At 37.5% G+C, this 20,789-nt stretch carries 23 protein-coding genes; 12 read left to right on the top strand and 11 right to left on the bottom strand.

Going from position 1 to position 20,789, the window contains the following annotated elements; all coding sequences use genetic code 11:
- Positions 1-21: 21 nt before the first annotated feature.
- Positions 22-357: a DUF6122 family protein gene (locus HNP36_RS12355; protein ID WP_184163837.1), complete on the top strand. Its 336-nt coding sequence runs from the start codon at positions 22-24 to the stop codon at positions 355-357.
- A gap of 199 nt (positions 358-556) precedes the next feature.
- A complete protein-coding gene (locus HNP36_RS12360) occupies positions 557-1,627 on the top strand; it encodes a calcium:proton antiporter (protein ID WP_184163840.1) in 1,071 nt (356 codons plus the stop codon).
- A 28-nt stretch (positions 1,628-1,655) separates the two neighbouring features.
- Here the strand turns inward: HNP36_RS12360 and HNP36_RS12365 are convergent, their stop codons facing one another.
- A complete protein-coding gene (locus HNP36_RS12365; protein WP_184163843.1) occupies positions 1,656-2,036 on the bottom strand; it encodes a group III truncated hemoglobin in 381 nt (126 codons plus the stop codon).
- A 317-nt stretch (positions 2,037-2,353) separates the two neighbouring features.
- Here HNP36_RS12365 and HNP36_RS12370 point away from each other — a divergent pair, with 317 nt between their 5' ends.
- From HNP36_RS12370 to HNP36_RS12385, 4 genes are all read left to right on the top strand, one after another.
- Positions 2,354-3,877: a glycosyl hydrolase family 28-related protein gene (locus HNP36_RS12370; RefSeq protein ID WP_184163846.1), complete on the top strand. Its 1,524-nt coding sequence runs from the start codon at positions 2,354-2,356 to the stop codon at positions 3,875-3,877.
- A 463-nt stretch (positions 3,878-4,340) separates the two neighbouring features.
- Positions 4,341-5,312, top strand: coding sequence for an ion channel (locus HNP36_RS12375; RefSeq protein WP_184163849.1), 972 nt, complete (start codon positions 4,341-4,343; stop codon positions 5,310-5,312).
- Positions 5,313-5,801 (top strand): YkgJ family cysteine cluster protein, encoded by a 489-nt coding sequence (locus HNP36_RS12380; protein WP_184163852.1) that lies wholly within the window; start codon positions 5,313-5,315, stop codon positions 5,799-5,801.
- A 114-nt stretch (positions 5,802-5,915) separates the two neighbouring features.
- Positions 5,916-6,239, top strand: a complete 324-nt coding sequence (locus tag HNP36_RS12385) for a hypothetical protein (RefSeq protein WP_184163856.1) — start codon at positions 5,916-5,918, stop codon at positions 6,237-6,239.
- Positions 6,240-6,280: 41 nt separating this feature from the next.
- Here HNP36_RS12385 and HNP36_RS12390 read toward each other — a convergent pair whose 3' ends face one another.
- The 4 genes from HNP36_RS12390 to HNP36_RS12405 form a co-directional block, all read right to left on the bottom strand.
- On the bottom strand, positions 6,281-6,649 hold the full coding sequence (locus HNP36_RS12390; RefSeq protein ID WP_184163859.1) for an iron chaperone: 369 nt from the start codon (positions 6,647-6,649) through the stop codon (positions 6,281-6,283).
- 129 nt (positions 6,650-6,778) lie between these two features.
- Positions 6,779-8,137, bottom strand: a complete 1,359-nt coding sequence (gene gdhA, locus HNP36_RS12395) for an NADP-specific glutamate dehydrogenase (RefSeq protein WP_184163862.1) — start codon at positions 8,135-8,137, stop codon at positions 6,779-6,781.
- A 190-nt stretch (positions 8,138-8,327) separates the two neighbouring features.
- Positions 8,328-9,437: a DNA-processing protein DprA gene (dprA, locus tag HNP36_RS12400; RefSeq protein ID WP_184163865.1), complete on the bottom strand. Its 1,110-nt coding sequence runs from the start codon at positions 9,435-9,437 to the stop codon at positions 8,328-8,330.
- Between the two features lie 34 nt (positions 9,438-9,471).
- Entirely contained in the window at positions 9,472-10,239 is a 768-nt protein-coding gene (locus HNP36_RS12405; protein ID WP_184163869.1) for a rhomboid family intramembrane serine protease, read from the bottom strand.
- 255 nt (positions 10,240-10,494) lie between these two features.
- Between HNP36_RS12405 and HNP36_RS12410 the strand changes: the two genes are divergently transcribed.
- Positions 10,495-11,421, top strand: a complete 927-nt coding sequence (locus HNP36_RS12410; RefSeq protein WP_184163872.1) for a DUF3078 domain-containing protein — start codon at positions 10,495-10,497, stop codon at positions 11,419-11,421.
- Between the two features lie 174 nt (positions 11,422-11,595).
- Complete coding sequence (locus tag HNP36_RS12415) at positions 11,596-12,516, top strand: DUF3078 domain-containing protein (RefSeq protein ID WP_184163875.1); 921 nt, start codon at positions 11,596-11,598, stop codon at positions 12,514-12,516.
- Positions 12,517-12,586: 70 nt separating this feature from the next.
- Here HNP36_RS12415 and sufD read toward each other — a convergent pair whose 3' ends face one another.
- From sufD to HNP36_RS12440, 5 genes are all read right to left on the bottom strand, one after another.
- The gene (sufD, locus tag HNP36_RS12420; RefSeq protein ID WP_184165208.1) at positions 12,587-13,894 is read right to left on the bottom strand and encodes a Fe-S cluster assembly protein SufD; all 1,308 of its coding nucleotides are present in this window, start codon (positions 13,892-13,894) and stop codon (positions 12,587-12,589) included.
- A 114-nt stretch (positions 13,895-14,008) separates the two neighbouring features.
- Positions 14,009-14,752 (bottom strand): Fe-S cluster assembly ATPase SufC, encoded by a 744-nt coding sequence (gene sufC / locus HNP36_RS12425; protein WP_184163878.1) that lies wholly within the window; start codon positions 14,750-14,752, stop codon positions 14,009-14,011.
- Between the two features lie 18 nt (positions 14,753-14,770).
- Complete coding sequence (locus HNP36_RS12430; RefSeq protein WP_184163880.1) at positions 14,771-15,274, bottom strand: GNAT family N-acetyltransferase; 504 nt, start codon at positions 15,272-15,274, stop codon at positions 14,771-14,773.
- Positions 15,275-15,282: 8 nt separating this feature from the next.
- Positions 15,283-16,731 (bottom strand): Fe-S cluster assembly protein SufB, encoded by a 1,449-nt coding sequence (gene sufB / locus HNP36_RS12435; protein ID WP_184163882.1) that lies wholly within the window; start codon positions 16,729-16,731, stop codon positions 15,283-15,285.
- 71 nt (positions 16,732-16,802) lie between these two features.
- The gene (locus tag HNP36_RS12440) at positions 16,803-17,132 is read right to left on the bottom strand and encodes a HesB/IscA family protein (RefSeq protein WP_184163884.1); all 330 of its coding nucleotides are present in this window, start codon (positions 17,130-17,132) and stop codon (positions 16,803-16,805) included.
- A 212-nt stretch (positions 17,133-17,344) separates the two neighbouring features.
- Between HNP36_RS12440 and HNP36_RS12445 the strand changes: the two genes are divergently transcribed.
- Together HNP36_RS12445 and HNP36_RS12450 are read left to right on the top strand one after the other, a co-directional pair.
- Positions 17,345-18,295 (top strand): GLPGLI family protein, encoded by a 951-nt coding sequence (locus HNP36_RS12445; RefSeq protein ID WP_184163886.1) that lies wholly within the window; start codon positions 17,345-17,347, stop codon positions 18,293-18,295.
- A gap of 9 nt (positions 18,296-18,304) precedes the next feature.
- The gene (locus HNP36_RS12450) at positions 18,305-19,159 is read left to right on the top strand and encodes a GLPGLI family protein (protein ID WP_184163888.1); all 855 of its coding nucleotides are present in this window, start codon (positions 18,305-18,307) and stop codon (positions 19,157-19,159) included.
- Positions 19,160-19,211: 52 nt separating this feature from the next.
- Here HNP36_RS12450 and HNP36_RS12455 read toward each other — a convergent pair whose 3' ends face one another.
- Positions 19,212-20,066: a neutral zinc metallopeptidase gene (locus HNP36_RS12455; protein WP_184163890.1), complete on the bottom strand. Its 855-nt coding sequence runs from the start codon at positions 20,064-20,066 to the stop codon at positions 19,212-19,214.
- 76 nt (positions 20,067-20,142) lie between these two features.
- Here HNP36_RS12455 and HNP36_RS12460 point away from each other — a divergent pair, with 76 nt between their 5' ends.
- Complete coding sequence (locus HNP36_RS12460) at positions 20,143-20,463, top strand: hypothetical protein (protein ID WP_184163893.1); 321 nt, start codon at positions 20,143-20,145, stop codon at positions 20,461-20,463.
- Entirely contained in the window at positions 20,463-20,789 is a 327-nt protein-coding gene (locus HNP36_RS12465) for a hypothetical protein (protein WP_184163896.1), read from the top strand. The genes HNP36_RS12460 and HNP36_RS12465 overlap by 1 nt, the downstream gene beginning before the upstream one ends.

The following is a 20,789-nucleotide window of genomic DNA, read 5'->3' on the forward strand; positions in this document are numbered from 1 at the left end:
TCAATTCTAAATTAAGTAGTAATGAATTTTGATGTTGCTTTACTGAAAACATTCACCCATTATTTTTTACACCTGGTTTTCCCGGTTTTCATTGCCCTTCTCTTTTTTCGGGAGAACTGGAAAAAGGCTTACTTTATTATGCTGGCAACCATGCTGGTAGATCTGGATCATCTTTTTGCCAATCCTGTTTTTGATCCGTCAAGAAATAGTATTGGTTTTCATGTTTTTCATTCCTATTATGCCATTGCGGTGTATTTTTTGCTGCTCTTTTTTAAAGGAAATATCAGAATTATAGCTATTGGTCTTTTGTTTCATATGCTGACGGATTTTCTGGATTTTAACCTGTGGATACATTAAGTTGCCAAAGGCGGAAAAACGGACTGGAGTAATATCGCCTCTGAGAAGATAAAAATGATGTGATTGTTTTTCCGGTCCCAATAACTTCCCTCTTCCAACTTCCTGCTTTCTTACTAAAGGTAATTCAGATTAAAATGTGATTAATATTTTCTTTTGATATTTCAAATTCCATAGATTTTTTGTATTTTGTAGACACTTTATGAAATTAAAAGAACTTTTACATTATACCTATATTTTTCCTGTTCTTGCGGTTGGGTATTACTTTTCCGGATTAATGGGGACAGGAGTTTTCTATGATGTTATTGCAGGTTTACTGCTTACCGGAAGTGTCCTTTCCGCGGTACATCATGCAGAAGTAGTTGCACATAAAGTAGGGGAGCCTTTCGGAACCATTATTCTTGCGCTTTGTATCACTATTATTGAAGTTGCACTCATCATCTCACTGATGGTAGCCGGCGGAGATCAGGCGATCACTCTGGCCAGAGATACCGTTTTTGCCGCCGTAATGATCATTCTTAACGGAATTTTGGGGATTTGTATCCTGGTAGGGGGAGTAAAATACCATGAGCAATTCTTTGCAAGGACTTCTGCAACTACTTATCTCGTAAGTATTGTTTCCATTCTCGTGCTTACCCTTGTTCTTCCCAATTTTACTTCAAGTGTCAATGGTCCTTTCTATAATGAAGCTCAACTTATTTTCATTTCCATCGCCTGCCTTGTCATCTATGGCGTTTTCCTGATGGTGCAGACAGTACGCCACAGAAGCTATTTTATTGTTCCTGATGAGCATCCGGAAGAGCATTATATTCCTTCACTGAAAAAAACACTGATAAGCTTCGGATTTCTGGTGGTATGTCTGGTCATTGTTGTATTAATGGCAAAAGGTCTTTCCGGAACCATAGAAGGTATGGTACAGAGCATAGGAGCTCCAAAGTCTTTGGTAGGGGTAATTATTGCAGGTGTTGTTCTTCTTCCTGAAGGTGTGGCCGCTATACGTGCGGCAAGAAACAATCAGATACAGTCCAGCTTGAATCTGGCATTAGGATCTGCGCTGGCAAGTATTGGTCTTACGATCCCGGCAGTATCTACCGTTTGTATTGTTTATGATATTCCGTTGGTACTGGGGCTTGATAAAAAAGATATTATCCTTCTGTCCCTGTCCGTGTTTATTGTAATGCTGTCCTTAAGCCGCGGAAAAACAAATATTCTTTACGGAACTGTTTTATTGGTCAATCTTGCAGCTTATATTTTTACTGTAATCGTCCCGTAAACCCGCATCCCGATAACTTGAAACCCAATTAAAGCCTTCTCGCAAGCTCCATTTTAAAAGCCATCAGCTTGGCAATGTTTTCCGATTTGTAAACAGCCATGTCAGCATTTTCACCGACAAAATTTTCTTCAATTGTAGTTCTCCAGAGCTCGAGCCAGCGGTCAAAATGTTTCTGTTCCATTGCCTGGATCTCATTGATAGGAAAATGCACACCCATAGGATTTCCTTTATAGCTCATCTGTCCAAAAACAATTGATTCCCAGAACGAGTACATTTTAGGAAGATGCTTGTCCCAGTCTACTTTGGCTATATCATTAAAGAAAAAGCCAATTGTTTCATCTTTAACTACTTTCGAGTAAAATGAGTTGACAAGATGCTCAATATCCTCTCTTGATTCCAATTTTTTCATATTTCAAATGTACTGCAAAATCAAATTGAAAATTCAATCGGCGACGTGATAAATTTCATAATCAAAACTTATTTGTAATCAAAAGTGTAGATAATCTGATATATCACGTATAAATTGGAAAAGTCCAATATTTCAGCACATTCCTGCCATTCCGAAAACACTGAAGTACTTAATAATTTTTGAAAAATACATTAATCAGCAAAGCCGATTTATGCACAATAATACGACGAGTTTTGTCGCTTTCAGTCTATATTTTTGTTTCAATAAATTTCTTGCAAGAGTTTATACTGCTAATTATTAACATTTAAAAACAAATTATGATTTACACAAATGATTTCTTTAGTATAGGAAGTACTTTTCCTAGTGATGATTTTGTTCAATTAGTTGACAGTAATACTTTGGAAAATGTCAATTATATAAAAACAACAACCTGGATTGATGGAACTTCAATGGATGATAGTAAAAAAGATTCTGCTATTTATAGAAAGAAAGGCACGGAATATTATGTTCGTGATGTTATTTTTAGAGAAAACACTATCAACGTAAAATGGTTTGGCGCGAAAGGGAATCTTAACAAAGAAGATGTAGGTGATGATGATACAGCTGCTTTTTTAGAAGCGATAAAAACGGCAACGAAAATATTTCCTACAAGACATGATAGCAATGCTCAATTTGGAGGATTCACATTATATATCCCTAACGGAAAATATAAATTAACTGAAACTTTAGTACTTCCTCATAATACTACCCTATTGGGGGAAAGCAAAAAAGGGGTAATTATTCATCAACAAAACCCTAAAGCAAATGTTACCAACATTACGGGGAGAGATCCAATTACTCAGGTTGTATCTATGTCCGAATCTGTTATTATCAAAAATATTACATTTTCTCAAGGTGGTATTGTTTTGCAGGGCGCAAGTGATTCAATTATTGATGATGTTACCGTAACAAGGCTTTGGGGAGAAGTAACAGATTCTTATGGCAATATATCTAGTACTGGTTTAAGTATAAAACTACCTGTAAATTTAAAAATCTCAAATTTTATCGTTAAAAATTCTTCAGGAGTTGGGATTTTATATGAAGATTCCGCTGGAACTGGCCCAAGTACGACAGTCACTTTTAATAACATCTGGGTCAAAGGATGTAAAACAGGAATGTTAATTAATGGTTTGTTAACAGGCTCTCATGGTATTTTAACCTCTTGGATAAACAATTCTATTTTTGAATATAATGAGACTGGAGTTGAAATAAAAGGGATTACCAGAAATTTATCTTTTAGGGATATTCATTTCGAACAAAATAAAAAATATGCTTTGATAGCATCTGAAAGTGCATCATTCTCCTTAGAAAATATTTGGGCTGACGGATTAACCGCAGGCATGGCTAATACTAACGACTTTTTAATTAAATACAATGCTGGTTTAACTTCAAATAATATTGTACACTTAAAAAACCTTTTCATAGAATCCGGAATGCTAGTTGAAGATAATTATGAAGGCACTGTGTATGTAGATGGTTTTGTAAATGATTTTAAATATTACGATCAGAATATTAAAATTTATAAAACATTTGATGATATTGGACCTAATTATAAAAGACCGATTGCTCCAATATCCGGTTACCAGTTTTATAATTCCGGTCATAGCAAACCAGAATTCTTTGATGGCGGCTCATGGAGAAATGCTGATGGAATGAATGCAGATCTGAAGAGATACGGAACAACCTCGGAAAGACCTTCAAATAATTTAGATTATGGATTTACCTACTTTGATTTAACCATAGATAAACCAATCTATTGGCAAGGAACAAAATGGGTAAAAGCAGATGGAACTAATGCTTAATTAAAAATCACAGCCCTGTCAATTGACAGGGCTGTGATTGTATAGATATTTTACAAAAAGTAAATAAAGTTGCTACTTTAGATGTAAATTCCAGTGATATTGACCATCTCCATTTTTGAAAAATACATGAGTAGGCGAACCGACTTATGCGCAATTAATTAAAACTCTGCTTCTGTACTTGCTATTCCAGAGATTGACCAGGATAAAAATTTTTATCCATTGTAAATCCTTTAATAGTCGGAAAAAACATTTATTTCTTTCCTTTTTGAGAATCTTCATATCCTTTATAATAAATACTGAGTTCTTCGCTGTCTTTAGAATTGGATTTCGGCCTTACTTTATCGCAAGATTTTGATAAATTTCATGAAAACAATATTTTATCTTTGCATTGTAAAAAAGAGGAATTGGTAAAATCAGATCTGCTTATTTACAGTCTGCATTAACAAAAAACAAATGATATAGAATGGCAAAAGGCTTCAGACAGAAGATCCGTCAGAAAAATACCGAAAACAGTGGCTTTGGAAGCAATGCATCCGGAAGGTTCATCAATAAGGACGGGCTTCCCAATGTAAAACGGAGAGGAGTAAACGTATTCAACAGGCTGAGCTGGTACCATACCATGCTGAACCTCTCTACATTTCGGTTCTTATCCTATCTCGTGATTGCTTATATTCTTGTAAACCTGGGATTTGCCTTGATCTATTATCTGATTGGGGTAGAACATCTTACCGGAATTGATAAAAGTGATCCGCTAAATGAATTCATTGACGTATTTTTCTTCAGTTCCCAGACCTTTACAACGGTAGGTTATGGAAGAATTGCCCCTGTAGGTTTTACAGCCAGTCTTGTGGCTACTTTTGAAGCTTTTCTGGGATTGCTTACCTTTGCCATAGCAACCGGGCTTTTTTACGGGAGATTCTCAAGACCAAGAGCTTACCTCAGATTTTCAGATATTGCCGTGATCGCTCCCTTTAAAGAATCAAGAGCCTTGATGTTCAGGCTGGCTCCTTATAAAAACAATGCTTTAACGGATGCTGAAGTGATTGTTTCAACAGCTATTGAAGTGATTGAAAATGGAGTTCCGAAAAGCAATTTCTATTCTTTAAAGACCCATTTAAGTAAGATTAATACCCTTGCGCTGAACTGGACGGTTGTTCATGAGATTAAGGAAGACTCCCCTTTCTACGGTTTTTCTGAAGAAGATTTTAAAAATACGGATATTGAAATCATTGTTCAGGTCCGGGCATTTGATGAAGTGTTTTCCAATACAGTGGTTCAAAGGTCTTCTTACATTTCGGCAGAAATTGTTTACGGGGCAAAATTTACCCTGATGTATTATCCGGACAATAACGATCTTACAACGATTCTGGATCTTGATAAAATTAATGGATATGAAAAAGCAGATCTTCCGGCTATAGCTGAAGATAAGAAATAAATGAATTTGGATCTCTATAAAAAACAGGCTTTACAGAAGCAGAAGGAACATAAGAAATTTCTGGACGGATTGAAAAAGAAACCGCCCAAAAACCTTGATTATGTGGTTCAGGAAACCCATGATGAAGTTTTTGATGAAATAGACTGCCTGCAATGCGCGAATTGCTGTAAAACCACCGGGCCTTTATATACTGAAAAAGACATCGAACGTATTGCCAAACACTTACGGATGAAACAGGCTGATTTTGAAGCCAAATTTTTAAGAACAGATGAAGATAACGATAAAGTACTTCAGAATCTTCCGTGTTTTTTTCTGAATAACGACAATACCTGTTCTATTTATGAAGTAAGACCGAAAGCCTGCCGGGAATATCCTCATACAGACCGCAAAAAGATCTACCAGATCAATAATTTAATGTTGAAAAACACAGTTATATGCCCGGCTGCATTTGAATTTGTAGAAAGAATGATGAAAAATATTTCAAAGTAAACCCCTGTTGTAAAATGTCTTAAATAATTATAAAGTACGTTAAATAAGACCATTGCACATAATTTAATAAAAAGAGTGGCGTTTAAATTAAACAATCATTTAAAATATTACATTATGAAAAAATTAGTTTTTACAGCAGCATTTACATTAGTCGGCGTAATTGCAGTATCGGCCCAGACTCAGACACAGAAGCCAACCGATACGACTACTAATAACCAGACCACTCAAACTCAACAACAGAATACAAGCACTACAGCTGATGTCAGTGCTCAACAACAAAATACCACAGCAACTGCTGCAGTAGATGCAGCGGCTCCGGCTGCAACAGTGGATGCCGCAGCAGCAGCGAGTGCTGAACCTGCTACAGATGCTGTAAAGCCTGGAGAAGCAACAAAAGAAGAAAGAAAAGCTAAGAAAAAAGCAAAGTCCTCAAAGTAAATATTGAACAAAGTAGAAAGGAAATCCTGAAACATAACGTTTCAGGATTTTTTCTGATCTATCTCGCTAATTCTGAATTGCACAATCTTCTGAACCAATTCCACAGGAATATCCTGATCTATAGGAAACTGAACGGCTCCTTTTGAAAATTTATAATTCTTTTCCCGGAAATCTTTTTCAAAAATCCTGATCCCTTCAGCACCGGGATAAAAGCCTATGTGGTTTTTATAACCGGCAAAATATACCAAAGGCTTTCCTTTATACCTGAATGCCGGCATCTGATAGCCAATATATTCTTCCAGATCCGGAATTTCGGCATGAATGGCCTCTCTTAATTCAATAAGTTTCTGCTGGATTTCATCAGGAAACAACAGAATATATTCATTACTGTTTTTGAAGGTGTTTTTCATCTTATAAAAATAAAAAAAGCACTGCATTTATGCAGCGCTTTTTCCTTTCACTTTTTACTTTTTTCCCCATTATCCCGGGAACAGGCTATATCAAAAAAGGCTGGGAATTTCCCAACCTTTGTTTATTTTTTATACTACTCCCTGAGCCAGCATTGCTTCTGCAACTTTCACAAAACCGGCAATATTTGCCCCTTTCACGTAGTTTACATAACCATCTTCGTCTTTTCCGTAGTCTCTACAAGCTTTGTGGATTCCGATCATGATTTCTTTCAATCTTGCATCAACTTCTTCAGAAGTCCAGTTAAGACGGATAGAGTTCTGTGTCATCTCAAGACCTGAAGTAGCAACACCTCCTGCGTTGGAAGCCTTACCTGGCGAGAATAATACTTTATTGTCTAAGAAATAATTGATTGCGTCTAGTGTAGAAGGCATATTAGCTGCTTCAGTAACACATATACATCCGTTTTCTACCAAAACTTTAGCATCTTCAAGATCTAATTCATTCTGGGTTGCAGAAGGGAATGCTACGTCACATTTTACACTCCAAGGACGTTTTCCTGCGTGGAATTCTGCAGAAGGATATTTTTTAGCATAATCTTCAGCTCTGTTGTTTCCTGAAGATCTTAATTCTAATAAATAATCAATCTTTTCACCGCTGATACCGTCTTTATCATAGATATATCCATCAGGTCCGGATACTGTTACAACCTTGGCACCAAGCTCAGTTGCCTTTTTGATAACTCCCCATGCCACGTTTCCGAAGCCTGATACTGTTACCGTTTTATCTTTGAAATCCTGTCCGATTGTTTTAAGCATCTGCTCTGCGAAGTATACTACACCATATCCTGTAGCTTCAGGACGGATTAATGAACCTCCGTATGCAAGACCTTTTCCTGTAAGTACTCCGGTAAATTCGTTTCTGATTTTTTTGTATTGTCCGAAAAGATATCCGATTTCTCTTGCTCCTACACCAATATCACCTGCAGGTACATCTGTTTCAGGACCTACGTGCTTGCATAATTCAGTCATGAAAGCCTGGCAGAAACGCATTACTTCCATATCAGATTTTCCTTGAGGATCGAAATCCGAACCTCCTTTACCTCCACCCATCGGAAGAGTTGTCAGTGAATTTTTAAATACCTGCTCGAAAGCCAGGAATTTAAGAACTGAAAGGTTTACAGTAGGATGGAAACGGATTCCTCCTTTGTATGGACCGATCGCAGAGTTCATCTGGATTCTGAATCCTCTGTTTACCTGGATCTCTCCTTTATCATCAACCCATGGAACCCTGAAAATGATAATTCTTTCAGCTTCAGCCATTCTTTCCAGAAGCTTCATTCCTGTATATTCCTTTTTGGTCATAATAAACGGAATTACAGTTACAGCTACTTCTTTTACGGCTTGTAAAAATTCTGGTTCGTTAGGATTTTTTGCTTCAATCTTGGCAATAAACTCCTGGATTTTCTGGTCAATATTATATTGTTCCATATATTAGGGTTGAATATTATTGTCAACAAATTTAATTTTTTTTTCAAGATTCACAATACTGTATTTCAACATTGTTAAAAATTAAATAATAATGTTTCGAAATATTATTAAATTGATAATTTATGATTAAATTTTATTAAAAATTAAAAGTTAAGTCTCAAATGATGCAATATTAAGAAATCGTTAATTCTCAGATTGCCATAAATTGTCTCCCGGAAAATGATTTTACTTTCCCCAAAAGCTCCAATTCTAAAATTATGGGAAGAATTTTATAAGAAGGGGTGGAAATCATCTCTGCAAGATCATCCAGGGCCACTTGTGGATTGGCTTTGATAGACTGATATACGGCCTCCTGACCGTCAGTGAGTTGTATACTGGTTTCACTGAAAGGGAAGAGTTCTCCGATTTTTTGCTTTGAAGGATTAAGCGCTAGTAAGTCTATAAGATCTTTAATGGTGGAAATAGCCGTTGCTTTATTCTGGAAAATCAGCTGGTTGCATCCCTGACTGTATGGATCTGTTATTTTCCCCGGAAGGGCGAACACTTCACGGTTATAGTCGTTGGCAAAGTGTGCCGTACTTATTGAACCTCCGCCAAAACCGGTTTCTACAACTATTGTGGATGGAGAAATTCCTGCAATAATCCTGTTTCTCTGAATAAAATTTTCCCGGTCCGGCTTCCGGGATGAATTAAATTCTGTGAGTAATGCTCCTCCTTCCTGAAGTATGTTTTCTGCCAGTTTTTTATTTTTGGAAGGATATAATGTATGAAATCCGTGCGCAAGTATGGCAACTGTAGGGATGTTTTGCTGAATAGATTGTTCATGGACTTCTTTATCTACTCCTAAAGCTAATCCGCTGACAGATATGTATTGGGAAGCTCTGGTGGTTTCAAAGAATTCTCCGATGAACCTCTTGCCGTAAGAAGTCATATTCCGGGTTCCTACGATGCTTACTTTCTGCAAACTGTCATCAAAATTACCTTTTTGGTATAAAATGGCGGGAGCATCATCGCATTCATTAAGAAGACCGGGAAGTTCTTTAAGATGTCTTAACCTGATCCGGATATTATTCTTTTCACAGAAATGTATTTCTTTTTCCGCAAATTCCAGATATGTTTCGTTACCGATATCAGCAACAGTTTTTTTGCCTATCCCGTCTGTTTGAGTGTATTCTTTTTTTGCTTTTTTCCAGGCTTCTTCAGCACTTCCGAAAGTCTTTACCAGTTTGTGAAAATTAATATCGCCTATGAGGTTACATTCACGCAGGGCAATTGCATAGAGGGATTCTTCAGGGATCATGTGTGTTTTTTACCAAATGTAATGAAATAAGTTTTTATTTTCTTCTTAATTCATCCAAACGGTCCCAGATGTCGTCATTTTTTTTATGGGGCATTTCCAGGAAGTCATCAGGGTGGTTTTCTTTGTATGCCTGCCATAGTTTGTCATCTTTTTCACTATAATAATTGGGGAATTCCCAGATGTATTTCTTTTTTCGTTCACCTACATTTTTAAAAGCAAAAGCAATAATACTTCCTACAACAGCTCCGGAAAGGTGGGCCTGCCATGAGATTTTGCTTGGCTCCTGAAGATTGTAGAATAATTCTTCGGGAAACATTCCCCAGACCAAACTTCCGTAATATAAAACAACCAGAAGCGATATGGTGAGCAGTTTCATATTCCATTTGAAAACTCCACTGAAGAACAGGAAGAATGCAAGAACATAAACTACTCCGCTGGCTCCAATGGTGCAGGTGTACATATAATCTCCGGTGAGTATATCGATTGGTGGTAAAAGCCATACCAAAAATCCTGTAGCCAGCCAGCCGATAATAAATACCTTATTGGCAACCAGGGGATAAAACTGGTATAAGAGAAACAGGAGAACTGTTATTGGGATGGAGTTACTGATGATATGATCCATATTTCCATGCAGAAGGGGAGAAGTAATGACTCCCAATAAGCCTTCCGGTAACAGAGGTATAATAGCCCCAAAACAACTTTGAAAAAAGCCCTGCGTCTGCAGAAAGTAGCCGGACCACATTGCTGAAAGCATCAGCAGAGGGATTATAACAGCTCTTTTGGAAATTATATTTTTAAACATGTGGATGTTACGTCAAATCAAAAGCCAATGATAAATTTCGGAAAATTTGTCGATGTATTGGAAGAAAGGGTATTCATTTTAAGACAAAAGGTATCAATTTTCAGTTTTGAAACTTAATATTTTGAAATTGAATGTATTAAAGTGGCCTGTTTTGTTATAGTGAAGAACATTAAGTCTTTTTAAAGCTTTTTTATAGGTTAATATTCGCGTTAAAAAAATTATATTAATATTTTTGTAATGAAAATCGTGTAAATAATGAAGAAGTTTTTATTGATTCTTTCCTTTTTTATGGGGATTTATGCAAGTGCACAAGAAGAATTGAAAAAAGATTCAGTAATCGTAGATACGGTAAAATATTGGTCGGTATTGGGGAAAAATACTCTGATGATCAATCAGGCTGCCTTTTCAAACTGGGTAGGCGGCGGGGCCAACAATGTAGGCTGGCTTGCCGGAATAAATTACAATCTTACTTATGAAAAAGATAATGATCTCTGGGAGAATATCATTATTCTGGATTATGGGCAGAATGATACCAAAGGGCTTGGAGTCAGGAAAACTCAGGACGGGATCAATGTTTCTACCAATTACGGGCGGAAGTTTTCCAAAAGCTGGTATTTCTCTCTTGGCGCCGGTTTGCAGTCACAATTCACTACCGGATATGAAGACGGAAACAATCCGGCAGCTAAAAAGATCTCTAATTTTATGGCTCCGGGTTATCTGAACCTCGGTATGGGTATTACGTACAGGCCTAATGATAACCTGACTGTAACCATGCGTCCTACCAACGCAAGATGGACTTTTGTACTAGATGAAGACCTGCAGCTTGCAGGAAATTACGGTTTGAAAAATGATGGGGATACTTCCCTTATACAGTTCGGTTTCCTGGGAACGGCTTTATATAAGGTAAAACTGATGGAGAATGTTCATATCACCAACACAGCTTCGGTATTTTCCAATTATCTGGACCATCCGGAAAGATTGGTTCTTGCTTATGGAGCTATTTTAAACTTTAAAGTCAATAAATTTATATCATCTAATGTTACTGTAGATCTGCTTTATGATCATAACCAGATCCAGAAAACTCAGCTTAAGCAGACACTTGGGATAGGATTCGCCTACACCCTGAATAATGGTGTAAAGCGTTCTGACCGCAAAGACAACCAATGGTGGATTAAAAAATAGTGGTTTTTTTGTGGAAGACTGTGAAGCTTTAAGTTGAGATAAGTTCATTCCGTCTGTTTTATATGTATTTTTCAGTCTTTTAATGTATTGAATAACAATTTAGTATTTCAAAAGCAGGTGATTAGTTTTTTAACAAAAATTATATGTATATTTTTGTAGCAAAAATCCTTACTTATGAAAAAACTTTTATTGGCCGCTTCCATTTCTTTTGGAATTGGTGCAATGGCTCAGGAGGCCAACACTGATGCTGCTAAAACAGATACCGTAAAAGCATGGTCTATCCAGGGACAGAATACATTAATGCTTAATCAGGCTGCTTTCTCAAATTGGGTTGGTGGTGGAGCTAACAACGTAGGCTGGCTTGCCGGTGTCAATTATAACCTTACCTATGAAAAAGGGAAAGATCTCTGGGAAAACATCATTATTCTGGGATACGGGCAGAACAATACAAAAGGCATCGGGACAAGAAAAACGCAGGACGTTATCAACCTGTCTACTAATTATGGACGCGAATTTGCTAAGAACTGGTACCTTTCAGGCGGAATGAGCCTTCAGACACAGTTCGCCGGTGGTTATGAAGACGGAAACAATCCGGATGCAAAAAAGATCTCCAATTTTATGGCTCCGGGATACCTTAATATAGGTGCCGGTGTCACTTACCGTCCTAATGACAATTTCACGATGACGCTTCGTCCTGCCAATGCAAGATGGACTTTTGTACTGGATGAAGACCTTCAGACAGCGGGAACATACGGTCTTAAAAATGACGGCGATTCTTCCCTGTTCCAGTTCGGTTTCCTTGGTACGGCTATCTATAAGATCAAGATCATGGAAAACATCAACCTGACGAATACGGCTTCGGTATTTTCAAACTACCTTGATCATCCGGACCATTTGGTACTGGGATATAGCGGAATTCTTAATATGAAAATCAATAAGTTTATTTCAACTAATATTACTCTTGACTTGTTGTACGATCATAATCAGATCCAAAAGACACAGCTTAAACAGACTTTAGGTGTAGGATTTGCTTACAACATTGATAACGGAAGAAAACGTTCTGATAAGAAAGATAATCAGTCCTGGATGAAATAATTCCGGCCGGAATAAAAAATAAAAAGCACTTCAGATTGAAGTGCTTTTTTGGTATCAATTTATATTAGTCTTAAAATTCTATATCAACCTGAAGCTTTTCAGCTAAAAGTTTTGAGATTTTTTCTTTAAGCGGTTCAATATCAATGTTCTGCATGGCATCATTGGCAAAAGCATACAGAAGTAAGGCCTGAGCTTCTTTTTGGGAGATTCCTCTTGCTCTTAAATAAAACAACGCATCTTCATTCAGCTGGCCAACTGTACAGCCGTGGGAACATTTTACATCATCAGCAAAGATTTCCAATTGAGGCTTAGTGTCAATAGTAGCTCCTTCACTCAGCAATACATTGTTGTTCTGCTGATAAGCATTGGTTTTCTGAGCAATTTTATTTACAAAAACCTTTCCGTTGAAAACTCCGTGGGCATTTCCATCAAAAATACCTTTATAATTCTGGTAACTTTCACAGTTCGGGAAATTGTGATGAACAGCCGTATGGTGATCTACAAGCTGGTCTTTTCCAATAATGGTAATTCCGTTCATAAACGAGTTGATATTGCTTCCGTTATGAATGAAATCCAGATTGTTTCTTACCAGCTTTCCTCCGAAAGAGAAGGTATTTACAGTCGTTAAGCTGTCTTTTTCCTGTCTTGCGAAAGTACTGTCGATAAGATATGACGTATTGTTGTCATTCTGAAGTTTATGCCAGTCTGCTTTAGCGTTGGGATAGGTAAAGATTTCAGTCACAGAGTTTGTCAGTACATAAGTGCTGTCAAAATTGTGGTGGCTTTCTATTACTTCCACTTTAGCGCCTTCTTCTACAATCAGTAAATTTCTTGTGTTGTAGAAAGTGTTTTCTTCCTGATTCTGAGAGATGTAGAAGATGTGAATCGGTTTTTCGATCACTACATTTTTCGGAACTTTAAGAAAGAAACCGTATTTGCAGTAAGCAAGGTTTAAGTTCGTGAAAGCAGTATCTTTAGAAGCAATGGTATTGAAATACTTCTCGAATACTTCTTTATGCTTCTCATCATTCAAAGCATAGTTGAATGAAAGAAATTCTACATTTTCGATAGAAACTTTTGAAAGTTCTTTATGAAGTTTACCATTCACAAAAACAATCCAGTCGAAATTTTCTTCACCCAGATGAAGCTGATCCAGCTGCTCTTTAGTGATATTATGACCTTCTTTAGGGAAAAAATTGTAGTTTTTCTCCGTAATTTCTTTTATGCTGGTATATTTATATTCTTCGTCTTTTTTGGTTGGAAAACCTATGTTTTCGAACTTTTGAAGAGCAGATTTTCTTTCTCCATCCAGAAACCTGTGACGAAGACTCTCCAAAAATTCACCGTGATTGTCAATAATCTGATCGTATAAAGCCATTACTGATATTTCGGCCATCACACCTTATTTTATATATTTAAAAATAATAATTTACCGCGGGTTTTCCGCATGTTCAGAAAGGATTGATAAAATTCCTCCCGAAAATATTTCTTCTTAGTTAAGAAGCCAGTCGTACCCTTTTTCTTCCAGTTCCAGGGCAAGAGATTTATCACCGGTTTTGATGATTTTCCCGTTAGCCAGAACGTGAACAAAGTCAGGCTGGATATAGTTAAGCAATCTCTGATAATGGGTAATCAGAAGAACTGCATTTCCTTCATTTTTAAAAGCATTTACGCCGTCTGCAACAATTCTCAATGCATCGATGTCCAATCCTGAATCTGTTTCATCAAGAATGGCCAGTTTTGGGTTCAGCATCATCATCTGGAAGATCTCGTTTCTTTTCTTTTCACCTCCGGAGAAACCTTCGTTCAGTGATCTTGAAAGGAAATCTTTTTTAATACCTAATTTCTCAGATTTTTCACGGATAAGAGCAAGCATTTCTTTTGCCGGCATTTCCTCAAGCCCGTTTGCTTTTCTTGTTTCGTTTAGAGCAGCTTTGATGAAGTTGGTTACAGAAACTCCCGGAATTTCTACCGGATACTGGAAAGAAAGGAATATTCCCTTGTGTGCTCTTTCTTCAGGAGCATCCTCGATGATGTTCTCTCCACCGAAAATGATTTCTCCGTCTGTAACTTCATAGTCTTCTTTTCCTGCAATTACGGAAGAAAGGGTAGATTTTCCGGCTCCGTTCGGTCCCATGATGGCATGAACTTCACCCGGCTTTATTTCCAGATTGATACCTTTTAAAATTTCTGCGCCATCTTCAATTTTGGCGTGTAGGTTTTTTATTTCTAACATTTTTATTTGCTAAACAAATTATTTTTGAATTCTATATACTAAACTTTCAGGCTGACCGGGAACGTCATTAAGTGTCCCGATTTGCGTCATGCCTGCCTTTTCCAAAACTTTAACAGAAGCTATATTATCAGGGCGGACAACTCCAAATATTTCTTCTTTATCAAGACTGGTAAATCCGAAATCTATAGCCTTTTTCGTAAACTCTGTTGCATATCCTTTTCCCCATGCTTCCACTGCAAAACGATAGCCAAGATTGAGTTTTTCATCCTCTCCATATTTTTTATAGCTCAAGCCTCCGAAACCCACAATGTTTTCATTTTCTTTCGCTATAATGGTCCATGCCCCGAAATGGTGCTGATCCCAGTGTTCCTGCATTCTTCTGAATGTATCTTCAGCCTTTTCAAAGCTCATCGGGCCACTTGGGTTGTACAGATTCGTCTCCGGATCTTTATTAATTTCAAAAAACCTTTCGAAATCTTCTTGTTCAGTTCTTCTTAAAATTAATCTTTCCGTGACTTCCATACATAAAATTATCCTACTGAACCTTCCAGGGAAATTTCCAGTAATTTCTGAGCTTCAATAGCAAACTCCATAGGAAGCTTATTCAGTACTTCCTTGCTGAATCCGTTAACAATCAATGCAATAGCTCTTTCTGTGTCAATTCCTCTCTGGTTACAGTAGAAGATCTGATCTTCCCCGATTTTAGAGGTAGTAGCCTCATGCTCAAGTTGTGCGGTAGGATCTTTGATCTCAATATAAGGGAAAGTGTGTGCACCACACTCATTACCCATCAACAGGGAATCGCATTGGGAAAAGTTTCTTGCTCCTTTGGCAGAAGGCATTACTTTTACCTGTCCTCTATATGAATTCTGGGATTTCCCTGCAGAAATACCTTTTGAAATAATCGTTGATTTCGTATTTTTCCCGATATGGATCATCTTTGTTCCGGTATCGGCATACTGGTGATTGTTGGTTACAGCGATAGAGTAGAACTCTCCGATTGCACCGTCACCTTTTAATATACATGAAGGATATTTCCATGTTACGGCAGAACCGGTTTCAACCTGCGTCCATGAAATTTTTGCATTTTTTTCGCAAAGCCCTCTTTTCGTTACAAAGTTGAATACTCCTCCTTTTCCTTCTTCATTTCCAGGATACCAGTTCTGAACGGTGGAGTACTTGATCTCTGCGTTATCCATGGCAATCAGTTCCACCACTGCCGCGTGAAGCTGGTTTTCATCCCTTGATGGTGCTGTACATCCCTCAAGATAAGACACATAACTTCCTTCATCGGCAATTACAAGCGTTCTTTCAAATTGTCCTGTTCCTGCCTGGTTGATACGGAAATAGGTTGAAAGTTCCATCGGGCATCTTACTCCTTTTGGAATATAGCAGAAACTTCCGTCAGAAAATACTGCGGAATTCAGTGCTGAATAAAAATTATCTCCTCTTGGAACTACTTTTCCTAAATATTTTCGTACTAAATCAGGATGGTTTTTAATTGCTTCAGAAATGGAGCAGAAAATAATTCCTTTTTCCATTAAAGTATCCTGAAACGTAGTCTTTACAGAAACTGAATCTATTACAATATCTACCGCAACTCCGGAAAGTCTTTTCTGTTCTTCGATATTGATTCCCAGTTTTTCGAAAGTTTTTAACAGCTCAGGATCTACCTGGTCTAAACTTTCCAGTTCAGGCTTTGCTTTTGGAGCCGCATAATAACGGATTGCCTGGAAATCGGGTTTTTCATATTTAATGTTGGCCCATGTAGGTTCTGTCATTTTAAGCCAGATCCTGAAAGATTCCAGACGCCATTCTGTCATCCATTCAGGCTCTTCTTTTTTAGCAGAGATTGCACGGACGATATCTTCATTTAACCCGGTAGGAAAGTCTTCATAGTCTATCTTCGTTTCCCATCCGAATTCGTATTTTTTATTTTCTAGATCGACTCTTAAATCGTCTTCAGTATATTTACTCATTGTTTTTTAATTTCAGATATTAGACTTCAGATCTCAGAAACAGGTCTGATATCTGGTATCTAATGTCTTTTCTATAAAGAAAAACTCTCTCCACAACCACACGTTCTGGATGCATTAGGATTGTTGAAAACAAACCCCTTCCCGTTTAAACCTCCTGAATACTCAAGAGTTGTTCCTGCTAAGTAAAGGATAGATTTTTTATCGACAACAATTTTTACATTATTGTCCTCAAAAAGCTGATCAGTATCTGTTTTTTGGTTGTCAAACTTTAAAACATATTCTAAACCAGAGCATCCTCCGCTTTTTACCCCCACTCTTATATAATCTTCAGCAGGGTTAAAGCCTTCTTCCGTCATCAACTGGATGGCTTTTGCCTTTGCTTGGTCTGATACTTTTATCATTGTATTTATTTAGAATGATTTAATGATGCAAAAATACGAACTAATTTCCGCAATCTCAAATTGATGGTGTCTATTTTCATGATTTTACATGCTGACCGGAATCCGGATGTTAAAAATTAGCCAATATTATCTTAAGAAATAAGATGATTCTGTTTTTGATTTAACTTTGAATCATATTTTTTATCCTAATGAAACAACCACAAGGCGTAATAATGAAGAAAAAATTGATTGTCTTTTTTTCGTTGCTTTTAGTAACTGTTACCTACGGACAAACCGTGAGGTATATTTATGACACTGCGGTGAATCCGGACTCTATCAATCTGGTGAGTTTGAAGCATGAAAGAACGTTTCTGGATGTGAAAGGAATTAAATCTTTATTTATCAGTGAGAATAAACTGATAAAAGATTCTTTATTCACAGCTTTCAGGGCGGAATATAAGGAAGACCATAAAAAAAGAGATAAGGATTTTAAAAGCCTGAACGCAAAGAAAGAACTTGAACCTTCCTTTTTTGAAAATTATATTGTTAAAGATATTCCCGGGCAGAAAGTTTATTATTATGATAAAGTGGCCGGCAGGGAGATTTTTTATCAGGAAGACAGACCTCTGAAATGGGAAATAACCGATATTAAAGAAAATCAGAACGGTTATCCTGCACAAAAAGCAGTTGCAAATTTTGGAGGAAGGATCTGGACAGCCTGGTTTACCAAAGATATTAATATTTCTGACGGCCCGTATAAATTTTCCGGACTTCCGGGACTGATTGTGAAACTGGAAGATGAGAACGGGGACTATAAATTCGATCTTGTTAAAAAGATCAAAATTCAGAATGCTTTTGAAAAACCGGCTGATCCCAATGCAAAACAAAGCACCAGGATCGCTTTTAACGGAGATAAAGCAGCATTGATGCTTGAAGCGGGTAAAAACAGAAGACTGCCGGAAGGTTATGAAAAAGGAGACAAAAATTTTGGAGGTAGCGGACATGATGGTATGAGAGGCGGCGGAATGGGTGAAGGCAGAATGGGTGGTGGAAAGATGGGCGGAGGAAGAGGCATGCACCCGGGCGGAAATAATGATAATGGAACTTTTTCCATGCCTGCCGTTGGTTTGGGGAGCAGCCCTTTAAGAAATAATGAAAGTCAAAATCCAATTGAATTAAAATAAAATCCAGAAATGAAAAAAATAGGAATTCTTGCTTTAGCGTTGTTTATGCAGCATATTTCTGCACAAAGCAACCGTTTTGTTTACCAGGTTACGATGAAACCAGATGCAGAAAATAAAAGCGATATTAAAACTGAAAATGCATATTTAGATATTTCCGCTGAAAAATCTCTTTTTTATTCTGAAAACAGGTATAAAAGGGACTCTATCCTGCAGAAAGCTTTCCAGGGCGGAGGAGGAAGAGGCTCTATTAACAGGGAGCAGATGGAAGGGGTAAGAACCAATATCAACTATTCTGTTGAAAAAGATAAAACCAGTCAGAAAATGCTTTTTAAGGACAGAATCGGAAGAGATATCTATTCTTATGAAGAAGACCGTCCTTTAAACTGGAAAATGTCTTCTGAAACAACCAAGATAGGAGATTATAAAGTTCAGAAGGCCACAACGGATTTTGCAGGAAGACAATGGACCGCATGGTTTACAACGGATCTTCCTTATCAGGACGGCCCATATAAATTCGGAGGTCTTCCGGGACTCATCGTTAAAGTGGAAGATGATAAGGGAGATTATTCTTTTGACCTGATGAAGAATTATAAAATCCCTGAAATTGCTGCTTTGAACCAATTTGGAAATACATTAAAAGTAAAAAGAGGTGATTACCTGAAACAGCAGGAAAAATTTAAAACAGATCCTATGTCATTCATGCAGAATAGTGGCGGCGGGGGAGGTGGCGGTTTCCCTTCAGCACCAAGGTCCAATGGCGGCGGAAGAGGAGGAAACCAGAATCCCGGAGATATGAGGAAGAGAATGGAAGAACGTGTAAAAGAGGAAGCTAAGAAAAACAGCAACCCGATTGAACTGCAATAAAAAAATAAACCCTGAAGAATTTCTTCAGGGTTTTAAATATTATAAAAAGAGTTTATCTCAAAAGTTGGTTGAAAGTATCTCCCTGCTTAATATCTCCTGTATTGTAACCTTTCATAAACCATTCTTTACGCTGGGCAGATGAGCCGTGGGTAAAGCTTTCCTGGTTTACATAACCCTGGGATCTTTTCTGGATATTGTCATCACCTACTGCTTCCGCAGCTTCTATAGCAGACTCGATGTCGCCAGGCTCTAAAATGTGTTCTCTGCTGTCAGTTTGTTTAGCCCAAACCCCTGCATAGAAATCTGCCTGTAGTTCTGTCGCTACGGAAACTCTGTTCAGATCAGCTTCAGAATATCTTCCGCTTCTTCTTAAGGCATCTACTTTCTGGGTGGTTCCTAAAAGAGTCTGTACGTGGTGCCCCATTTCATGAGCCATTACATAAGCAATGGAAAATTCTGTAACCTGTGCACCAAATCGCTGCTGTAATTCTTTAAAGAAGCTCATATCCATATACACCTTTTGATCTGCGGGACAGTAAAATGGCCCCATAGCAGCTTCCGCAGTTCCGCAGCCGGATTGTGTGGTGCTTTCAAATAAAACAACTATAGCAGGACGGTACTGCATACCGTTTTCAGCAAAAATCTTGGTCCAGGTCTGCTCATTTTCGGCAGTAACCATTTCTACAAATTCACGGATTTTAAGCTCATTGGCATTTAATTCTCTCTGTTCTGTAGGAGTGGAGCTTCCGCCTCCCGAAGAAAGTAAAGATGAAGGGTCGCCCCCTAAAAAGAATATAATTGCAGCAATGATCAGGGTTCCCAATCCACCGCCTACAATAGCGCCTCCGCCTCCGCCAGATCCACGTCTGTCGTCTACGTTTTCGCTTCTATCGTCTGTCCATTTCATAATAATTTTTTTTGCTTTGTAAATTTAAAATAATATCATTACTAAATTGCTACTTTTGTGAAAAATTACTATTTACGTGAAAAAAATTAAACTTTGCCTTTTATCAGTTGGAATATTGGCATTTACAGCCTGTAAAAAAGAAAAAGAAGATGAAGTAAAAAGTGTAGATAAGAATGGTTCTATTGAAACAGAACTTTCCGTTGAGCATCTTGATACTGCCGATGTTCTTACTACAAAACATAAGATCTGGAAAAATAAAAAGCTTTTTAAAGAGATCGTTAAAAAAGATACTATTCCGAGTTTGGGAGATACTCTTGTAGGAGGAGAAGACAGTGATGGCATAGATCATATTGCCAAGACTAAAAAAGACTATGAATTTTTTATAACGGTTCAATAATGAAAAAGTCAGGTTCTATAAAATTACTATTTGTAACAGGGATATTGGCTGCCTGTTCCCAGGAAAAACCTAAAAATCAAAGCGAAAAGAAAGTCTATATGAGATCTGATACTACAGCTTCTTATACGAGATCGCATGGTTTTATGACGGGGCTTCTCCTGTATCATGCATTCAGGCCGTACGGAGCATACAGTTATGGATCTTACCAGAAAGCTGGTTATTACAGTGATGCGATAAGTTCCAAATCCAATATAGGAAGAAATAATTTCAAAGGAAATGTAGTAAGAGGCCAGCTGGGAAAAAGCGGTTTCAGTGCATCATCATAA

This window comes from Chryseobacterium shigense (assembly GCF_014207845.1).
GTDB lineage: Bacteria > Bacteroidota > Bacteroidia > Flavobacteriales > Weeksellaceae > Chryseobacterium > Chryseobacterium shigense_A.

Bases quoted from the DNA above. Each gene is read 5' to 3' on its own strand.
- HNP36_RS12355 (WP_184163837.1), top strand. From the start codon at position 22: ATGAATTTTGATGTTGCTTTACTGAAAACATTCACCCATTATTTTTTA.
- HNP36_RS12360 (WP_184163840.1), top strand. From the start codon at position 557: ATGAAATTAAAAGAACTTTTACATTATACCTATATTTTTCCTGTTCTT.
- HNP36_RS12365 (WP_184163843.1), bottom strand. From the start codon at position 2,036: ATGAAAAAATTGGAATCAAGAGAGGATATTGAGCATCTTGTCAACTCA.
- HNP36_RS12370 (WP_184163846.1), top strand. From the start codon at position 2,354: ATGATTTACACAAATGATTTCTTTAGTATAGGAAGTACTTTTCCTAGT.
- HNP36_RS12375 (WP_184163849.1), top strand. From the start codon at position 4,341: ATGGCAAAAGGCTTCAGACAGAAGATCCGTCAGAAAAATACCGAAAAC.
- HNP36_RS12380 (WP_184163852.1), top strand. From the start codon at position 5,313: ATGAATTTGGATCTCTATAAAAAACAGGCTTTACAGAAGCAGAAGGAA.
- HNP36_RS12385 (WP_184163856.1), top strand. From the start codon at position 5,916: ATGAAAAAATTAGTTTTTACAGCAGCATTTACATTAGTCGGCGTAATT.
- HNP36_RS12390 (WP_184163859.1), bottom strand. From the start codon at position 6,649: ATGAAAAACACCTTCAAAAACAGTAATGAATATATTCTGTTGTTTCCT.
- gdhA (WP_184163862.1), bottom strand. From the start codon at position 8,137: ATGGAACAATATAATATTGACCAGAAAATCCAGGAGTTTATTGCCAAG.
- dprA (WP_184163865.1), bottom strand. From the start codon at position 9,437: ATGATCCCTGAAGAATCCCTCTATGCAATTGCCCTGCGTGAATGTAAC.
- HNP36_RS12405 (WP_184163869.1), bottom strand. From the start codon at position 10,239: ATGTTTAAAAATATAATTTCCAAAAGAGCTGTTATAATCCCTCTGCTG.
- HNP36_RS12410 (WP_184163872.1), top strand. From the start codon at position 10,495: ATGAAGAAGTTTTTATTGATTCTTTCCTTTTTTATGGGGATTTATGCA.
- HNP36_RS12415 (WP_184163875.1), top strand. From the start codon at position 11,596: ATGAAAAAACTTTTATTGGCCGCTTCCATTTCTTTTGGAATTGGTGCA.
- sufD (WP_184165208.1), bottom strand. From the start codon at position 13,894: ATGGCTTTATACGATCAGATTATTGACAATCACGGTGAATTTTTGGAG.
- sufC (WP_184163878.1), bottom strand. From the start codon at position 14,752: ATGTTAGAAATAAAAAACCTACACGCCAAAATTGAAGATGGCGCAGAA.
- HNP36_RS12430 (WP_184163880.1), bottom strand. From the start codon at position 15,274: ATGGAAGTCACGGAAAGATTAATTTTAAGAAGAACTGAACAAGAAGAT.
- sufB (WP_184163882.1), bottom strand. From the start codon at position 16,731: ATGAGTAAATATACTGAAGACGATTTAAGAGTCGATCTAGAAAATAAA.
- HNP36_RS12440 (WP_184163884.1), bottom strand. From the start codon at position 17,132: ATGATAAAAGTATCAGACCAAGCAAAGGCAAAAGCCATCCAGTTGATG.
- HNP36_RS12445 (WP_184163886.1), top strand. From the start codon at position 17,345: ATGAAGAAAAAATTGATTGTCTTTTTTTCGTTGCTTTTAGTAACTGTT.
- HNP36_RS12450 (WP_184163888.1), top strand. From the start codon at position 18,305: ATGAAAAAAATAGGAATTCTTGCTTTAGCGTTGTTTATGCAGCATATT.
- HNP36_RS12455 (WP_184163890.1), bottom strand. From the start codon at position 20,066: ATGAAATGGACAGACGATAGAAGCGAAAACGTAGACGACAGACGTGGA.
- HNP36_RS12465 (WP_184163896.1), top strand. From the start codon at position 20,463: ATGAAAAAGTCAGGTTCTATAAAATTACTATTTGTAACAGGGATATTG.